At 60.6% G+C, this 2237-nt stretch carries 2 protein-coding genes; both read left to right on the forward strand.

Annotated features, from left to right (window positions below; genetic code table 11):
• The first annotated feature begins 114 nt into the window (after nucleotides 1-114).
• Complete coding sequence (prfA, locus tag ACFPPD_RS23250; protein WP_209752098.1) at nucleotides 115-1188, forward strand: peptide chain release factor 1; 1074 nt, start codon at nucleotides 115-117, stop codon at nucleotides 1186-1188.
• 16 nt (nucleotides 1189-1204) lie between these two features.
• Nucleotides 1205-2110 (forward strand): peptide chain release factor N(5)-glutamine methyltransferase, encoded by a 906-nt coding sequence (gene prmC, locus ACFPPD_RS23255; protein ID WP_209752096.1) that lies wholly within the window; start codon nucleotides 1205-1207, stop codon nucleotides 2108-2110.
• Nucleotides 2111-2237: the final 127 nt, after the last annotated feature.

The raw sequence follows: 2237 nt of genomic DNA on the forward strand, positions 1-2237 counted from the left end.
CCCCAACCCCCCCCCGCGCATCGCCTGAAACTCCCACGAACCATACCCCCTCACGAGCTCCGGGAAGTATGTTATAATGGTGGGTAGCATATCAGGCAACGGAGGATGAGAACATTGCTGGACCGTCTGCAAATATTGGCGGATCGTTACGAGAAACTGAACGAATTGCTGAGCGATCCGGACGTGGTGAGCGATTCGAACCGTCTTCGCACGTACGCGAAGGAGCAATCGGGACTCGAGGAAGCGTACCGCGCATACGAGGAATACAAGCTGGTGCTGACGCAAGCGGCGGATGCGAAGGCGATGCTGGAAGATAAATTGGACGACGAAATGCGCGACATGGTGAAGCTGGAGCTGAGCGAGCTCGAAGAGCGCCGTACCGCGCTGGAAGAGAAAGTCCGTTTCCTGCTCTTGCCGAAGGATCCGAACGACGGCAAGGACATCATCGTCGAGATTCGCGGCGCCGCCGGCGGGGAAGAAGCGAACTTGTTCGCGGCCGAGCTGTACCGGATGTACTCTAAATTCGCGGATAGCCAAGGCTGGCGTACGGAAGTGCTCGAGTCGAGCGTCAGCGACCTCGGCGGATTCAAGGAAGTTATTTTCTCGGTCAGCGGGGCGGAAGCCTATCGGATGCTCAAATACGAGAGCGGCGCGCACCGCGTGCAACGCGTGCCGGAGACGGAGTCGGGCGGCCGGATCCATACGTCGACGTCGACCGTCGTTGTCATGCCCGAAGCGGAAGAGCTCGATATCGTCATTCACGACAAGGACATTCGCGTGGACACGTTCTGTTCGAGCGGCGCCGGCGGACAGTCGGTCAACACGACCAAATCGGCGGTCCGCGTCACGCACGTGCCGACCGGCATCGTCGCGACTTGCCAAGACGGCAAATCGCAGAACGACAACAAGGACAAAGCGCTGCAAGTGCTTCGCACCCGGATCATGGACGTCAAGCGCCAGGAAGAGGAAGCGAAATACTCCGGCGAACGCCGCGAGAAAATCGGGACGGGCGACCGGAGCGAGCGGATACGCACGTACAACTTCCCGCAAAGCCGCGTGACGGATCACCGCATCGGCTTGACGCTGCACCGGCTCGATTACGTCCTGAACGGCGACATGGATGAGATCGTTCAAGCGCTCACGCTCGCCGAGCAGGCGGAAATTCTCGAACGGGAACAAATGAAATAATACGGGAGGCGTTGTCGTGTCGACGGAACGCGGAACTCCGACGCTAAGGGAAGCTTGGCGATCGGGAGCGGCGCGGTTGCGGCAAGCCGGAGTCGAAGAAGCGGACGCGGATGCGGAGCTTCTTCTTCTTTATTTGCTCGGAATCGGCAAAACGGAATGGCTCCGCGACATGCGCGAGCCTTTTCCGCATCATCATTTGGCACGTTGGGAGAGCTTGCTCGCGAAACGCGAAAAAGGAGTGCCCGTGCAGTACGTGATCGGGGATCAGCATTTCTACGGTCGTGCGTTCGAGGTGACGGAGGCGGTTCTGATCCCTCGGCCCGAGACGGAGCTTCTCGCCGAGGCGGTCCTTCGGTTAGGCGACGAGCTGTTCGGCGGTCCCGGCGAAGGGGGCCCTGTCGTTCTGGACGTCGGCACGGGGAGCGGCGCCTTGTCGGTGACGCTGGCGGCCGAGCGTCCGGAATGGCGCGTCATCGCATCGGATTTGTCGAAAGACGCGCTAGCGGTCGCGAAGAGGAATGCGGCGAACTTGGGCGTCGGCGACAAAGTGACGTTCGCGCAAGGCGATCTGCTGACGCCTTTCTTGGCGGGAGCGGGCGGGGACTATCCCGCGATCGATATTCTCGTATCCAATCCACCGTATATCCCGAGCGCGGATATCGAGGAATTGCAGCGGGAAGTGCGCGATCACGAGCCTCGGCTCGCGCTGGACGGCGGCGAGGACGGACTGAATCCGTATCGAGCGATGGCCGGACAGCTTAGTGGATTGGAGAGACTGCCCCGCGTCGTGGCGTGGGAAGTCGGCGCCGGCCAAGCGGAAGACGTCGCCGGGCTATTGCGATCGGCGGCGAAGTGGGACGACGTGTATTTCGTGAAGGACTACGCCGGTATCGACAGGCATGTTATTGCTATACGCAAATAAGGAGACCGCGAAACCGATAAGGGCTCGCGGTCTTTTGTGCGCTTGGCAGCGCAACGATTAAGGAGTGAAAGTCTCCAGCATACCGCGAGGTGGCGGAAGTGCATAGCTGACAGGCAGTGCGTAGTCC

Origin of the sequence: Cohnella suwonensis (assembly GCF_042655365.1) — a bacterium.
Lineage (GTDB): Bacteria > Bacillota > Bacilli > Paenibacillales > Paenibacillaceae > Cohnella > Cohnella suwonensis.